Below are 4429 nucleotides of genomic sequence, written 5' to 3'. Positions count from 1 at the left end.
TCAACATGGACGCTGGCGGACCGGGCACCAAGTCGGGGACCTTGTGGGCACGCGACTTCACGTCGTCGGCGACAGTGTCGTCGCCGACGTTCTCACGACCCCAGCTCGACGGCGGTGCTCGGCCAGAACAAGCGCCCGGTCGCCCAGTCGAAGATCACCTTCAAGCGCCTGCGCGCGCCGTTTGTCGTCGGCGCCGGCAAGTTCCGTCTGCGCGATGCCTATGTGAACGGCCCCCAGCTCGGCGCGACCTTGCGCGGCACAGTCGACTTTAAATCGCAGACGGTCGATCTCGGCGGCACCTACGTGCCCCTCTATGGACTGAACTCGGCCCTGGGCGCCGTGCCGATTCTCGGCAAGCTTCTCGTCGGCCGTCAGGGCGAGGGCGTGGTGGGCATCACCTTCGCCATCAAGGGCAAGCTTGAGGATCCCACGGTGCTGGTGAACCCGATGTCGGTGATGGCGCCGGGCATCTTCCGGCAGATCTTCGACTTCACCGGCTCGGTGCCGCCCGATGCGGCCGCCGCCAACACGACCGGCCAGGAGTACGAGCGCATTCGGCCGTTCCAGTTCCAGGAATCTCGATAGCCGGCGGCGGTCCGCTTAGACGGGCCGGATCAGCGCGTGGCGCTTCTTGCCGAGCGAGAGCTTGATCACGCCGTCATCCGTCAGGTCCGTCAGGGTCAGCACCTGCCGCTCATCGGTGGCGGCCGCGTCGTTGACCTTGATGCCGCCGCCCTTGATCTGACGGCGCGCCTCGCCGGTCGATTTCACGAAACCCGCCAGCACGCTCGCGGTCAGCACGCCTAAGCCCTTTTCGAGGTCCGCGCGGGGGACATCGATCGTCGGCAGGCTTGAGGCGATCTGGCCTTGCTCGAACGTCGTCCGGGCCGTCTCCGCCGCGCGGTCGGCCGCGTCGCGCCCATGCACGAGCGCGGTGGCTTCCGTGGCCAGGACCTTCTTCGCCTCGTTCAGCTCGGCGCCTTGAAGCGCTGCAAGCCTGTCGATCTCATCGAGGGAAAGCTCGGTGAACAGCTTGAGGAAGCGCGGCACGTCGGCATCCTCGGCGTTCCGCCAGAACTGCCAGTAGTCATACGGAGAGAGCATATCGGGGTTGAGCCACACGGCCCCTGCCGCCGTCTTGCCCATCTTGGCGCCCGAGGAGGTCGTCAGCAGCGGCGTGGTCAGCCCGAACAGCTCCACTCCTTCGGTGCGCCGGCCGAGCTCGATCCCGGTGACGATATTGCCCCACTGATCCGAGCCGCCCATTTGTAAGCGGCAACCCTCGCGCCGGTAAAGCTCCACGAAGTCGTAAGCCTGGAGCACCATGTAGTTGAACTCGATGAAGCTGAGATTCTGCTCGCGCTCGAGCCTGAGCTTCACGGAGTCCTGGCTCAGCATGCGGTTGACGCTGAAATGCCGGCCATAGTCCCGCAAAAAGTCGATGTAGTTCAGCGCCTCCAGCCAATCGGAGTTGTTGACCAGGATCGCGTCCTGCTCCCCGTCGCCGAAGCTCAGAAACTTCCCGAACACCGATTCGATGCCCGCGATATTCGCGGCGATCTCGGCGTCGGTAAGGACCTTTCGCATCTCGTCCTTGCCGGAGGGATCGCCCACCTTGGTGGTGCCGCCCCCGATCAGCACGATGGGCCGGTGCCCGGTCTGCTGAAGCTTCCTGAGCAGCATGATGCTGACCAGGTTGCCCACATGCAGGCTCGGCGCCGTGCAGTCGAAGCCGATATAGCCGGTGACGATCTCCGACCGCGCGAGCTTATCGAGCGCCGCTTCGTCGGTGCATTGGTGGATGTAGCCGCGCGAGGCGAGCTCGTGGAGAAGGTCCGATTTGACGGTGCTCATGGCGTCAGAGAGGGCGCTCGAGGGTCGATATGGCGTTCGCCAGAGCCTCTATCAGGTTTGGGGGGCGAATACCAAACCTGTGCTGCTACGCGGCCGAGTCCTTCCGCGTCTTCCGCTTGCCCAGGCGCTTGTCGAGATAGCCGTCGACCACCTCCATGAGGCCCTCCATGCGTTCCTCGAAGAAGTGGTTCGCGTCCGGCACGGTCTGGTGGTCGATGACGATGCCCTTCTGGGTCTTCAGGCGATCCACGAGCCCGCGCACCGATTCCGTTGGCACGACTCGATCTTTGGCGCCGTTGACCATCAGTCCGGAAGGCGGGCAGGGCGCCAGGAAGGTGAAGTCGTAGAGATTTGCGGGCGGCGCGACGGAGATGAAGCCTTCGACCTCGGGACGGCGCATCAAGAGCTGCATGGCGATCCACGCGCCGAACGACACCCCGGCGATCCAGCAAGGACGGCGCATCGGCGTTATAGCCTGGAGCCAATCGAGCGCCGTGGCGGCGTCCGCGAGCTCGCCCGGCCCGTTATCGAACAGGCCCTCGCTGCGGCCCACCCCCCGGAAGTTGAAACGCAGCACCGAGAAGCCGCGCTTCTGGAAGGCGTAATACAGGTGGTACACGACCTGATTGTTCATCGTCCCGCCGAACTGCGGATGCGGATGCAGGATCAGGGCGACAGGCGAGTTCGGAGAGCCCTCATGATGATAGCGGGCTTCGATCCGGCCGCTGGGGCCGCTGATATTGACTTCGGGCATGAACGATTGGCCTCGACTTGGCGTTATTGCGCTGCTGGGGTTGGCTCTACGATCTATATGGGGCGGGTGTTCCGGCGCACCAACAAATGCCGCAAACCTTGACTCTGCCGCCTCAGAATCCTATACAAGCTAAGAGCTTAGAATTGTTCCAAACAAGGCCGTTCCAAATCAGCTGGGCGCTTGGAGCGGTCCGATTGTCAGGCCGCGCTTCATAGCATGGGCAACCGGGGCTCGTGCAAGCGTTAACCGGCGGCGTATGGCCGCGAGCTTCGGCAGAGCATGAACCAGCGCGCTTATCTCGATCATAACGCGACATCCCCTTTGCGCCCGGAAGTGCGTGAGGCGGTTGAAGCTGCGCTGTCGTTGCAGGGCAATCCCTCTTCGGTGCATGCGGAAGGCCGCGCGGCCCGTGCCGCCGTCGAGCAGGCCCGCGCCAAGGTGGCGGCGCTGGTCGGTGCGCGGCCCGAAGACGTGATCTTTACGAGCGGCGGCACCGAGGCGAACGCGCTGGCGCTGGCAGCCCCCGCCGGCGGGGACTCCTGGCACTGTTATCTCTCGGCGATCGAGCATCCCTCGGTGCTGGCGGGCGGCAGGTTCCATCGCGAGACCACCACTCTCATTCCGGTTTCGCCCGACGGCGTTGCCGATCTCGCGGTGCTCGCGGAGAAGCTCGAAAAGCACAAGCCCGGCGGCTGGCGGCCGCTCGTGTCTCTCATGGCCGCCAACAACGAGACCGGCGCGATCCAGCCGGTGGCGGACGCCGCTCAAATCGTCCATGAGGCGGGCGGCATTCTGCATAGTGATGCGGTCCAGAGTGCCGGTCGCATGCCCCTTGATATCCGCGCGCTTGGTGCCGACATGGTGACCTTGTCGGCCCACAAGATCGGCGGACCGAAAGGGGTAGGCGCACTCGTCCTCGCCGAGGGCGTGAGCGTCGAGCCTCTGATCAAGGGTGGCGGCCAAGAGCGCCGCCGCCGCGCCGGCACCGAGAACGTGCCGGGCATTGTCGGCTTCGGTGTTGCGGCGGAACTCGCCGCGGCCGAGCTTTCTCGAGTGAATGAGATCGCCGAGCTTCGGGATAGCCTGGAAGCGGGTGTGCGGGGTCTTGCCGCCGATACGGTGATCTTCTCGGATCGTGTGCCGCGCCTGCCCAACACCTCCGCGATCGCCATCCCGGGCGTCAAGGCCGAGACGATGGTCATCGGCCTCGATCTGGCCGGGGTCGCCGTGAGCGCCGGAAGCGCCTGCTCCTCGGGGAAGGTCGAAGCCTCGCACGTGCTCGCCGCCATGGGCGTGGCCCCCGAATTGGCTCAGGCCGCGATCCGCATAAGCCTTGGTTTCGGCACCGGGAATACCGATATCCAATACTGTCTCAGCGCTCTTGCCGGCCTCATTAAGCGTCTCAAGAAAGATGCGAAGGAAGCAGCCTAACAGGCTGGTGAAACACTAGAATTTGGGAAGAAGAATATGCCCGCAGTAGAAGCAACCGTCGAACGCGTCAAAGAGATCGACGTCGATAAGTACAAATACGGCTTCTTCACCGACATTGAATCGGTCAGGGCCCCAAAAGGCCTGAGCGAGGACGTCGTTCGCTTCATCTCGGAGAAGAAGGGCGAGCCCGAGTGGATGCTCGACTGGCGGCTCGAGGCCTATCGCCGCTGGCGCACCATGCAGGAGCCCACCTGGGCCAATGTCCAGTATCCGAAGATCGATTTCGAGGAACTCTATTACTATTCGGCGCCGAAGAGCACGGCCGGGCCTAAGAGCCTCGCGGAGGTCGATCCGGAGCTGCTCAAGACCTACGAGAAGCTCGGCATCCCG

The 4429-nt window shown here is 64.3% G+C and carries 4 protein-coding genes and 1 pseudogene; 3 read left to right on the top strand and 2 right to left on the bottom strand.

The window, feature by feature from the left end; all coding sequences use genetic code 11:
* The first annotated feature begins 114 nt into the window (after positions 1 to 114).
* Complete coding sequence (locus AUC71_RS03245) at positions 115 to 585, top strand: AsmA-like C-terminal domain-containing protein (RefSeq protein WP_069623121.1); 471 nt, start codon at positions 115 to 117, stop codon at positions 583 to 585.
* A gap of 15 nt (positions 586 to 600) precedes the next feature.
* On the opposite strand, the gene tyrS is transcribed toward AUC71_RS03245, so the two are convergent.
* Together tyrS and AUC71_RS03235 are read right to left on the bottom strand one after the other, a co-directional pair.
* Positions 601 to 1854, bottom strand: coding sequence for a tyrosine--tRNA ligase (gene tyrS / locus AUC71_RS03240; RefSeq protein WP_069623120.1), 1254 nt, complete (start codon positions 1852 to 1854; stop codon positions 601 to 603).
* Positions 1855 to 1939: 85 nt separating this feature from the next.
* A complete protein-coding gene (locus tag AUC71_RS03235; RefSeq protein WP_069623119.1) occupies positions 1940 to 2608 on the bottom strand; it encodes an alpha/beta hydrolase in 669 nt (222 codons plus the stop codon).
* Positions 2609 to 2887: 279 nt separating this feature from the next.
* Here AUC71_RS03235 and AUC71_RS03230 point away from each other — a divergent pair, with 279 nt between their 5' ends.
* Positions 2888 to 4039 (top strand): cysteine desulfurase family protein, encoded by a 1152-nt coding sequence (locus AUC71_RS03230; protein ID WP_069623118.1) that lies wholly within the window; start codon positions 2888 to 2890, stop codon positions 4037 to 4039.
* A gap of 36 nt (positions 4040 to 4075) precedes the next feature.
* Positions 4076 to 4429: pseudogene (locus AUC71_RS03225) on the top strand (Fe-S cluster assembly protein SufB); the annotation flags it as partial.

Origin of the sequence: Methyloceanibacter marginalis, from assembly GCF_001723295.1 — a bacterium.
GTDB lineage: Bacteria > Pseudomonadota > Alphaproteobacteria > Rhizobiales > Methyloligellaceae > Methyloceanibacter > Methyloceanibacter marginalis.
This window is presented reverse-complemented; position numbering and strand designations above follow the sequence as displayed.

Coding starts and splice junctions, on each gene's coding strand:
- AUC71_RS03230 (WP_069623118.1), top strand. CDS start 2,888: ATGAACCAGCGCGCTTATCTCGATCATAACGCGACATCCCCTTTGCGC.
- AUC71_RS03235 (WP_069623119.1), bottom strand. CDS start 2,608: ATGCCCGAAGTCAATATCAGCGGCCCCAGCGGCCGGATCGAAGCCCGC.
- tyrS (WP_069623120.1), bottom strand. CDS start 1,854: ATGAGCACCGTCAAATCGGACCTTCTCCACGAGCTCGCCTCGCGCGGC.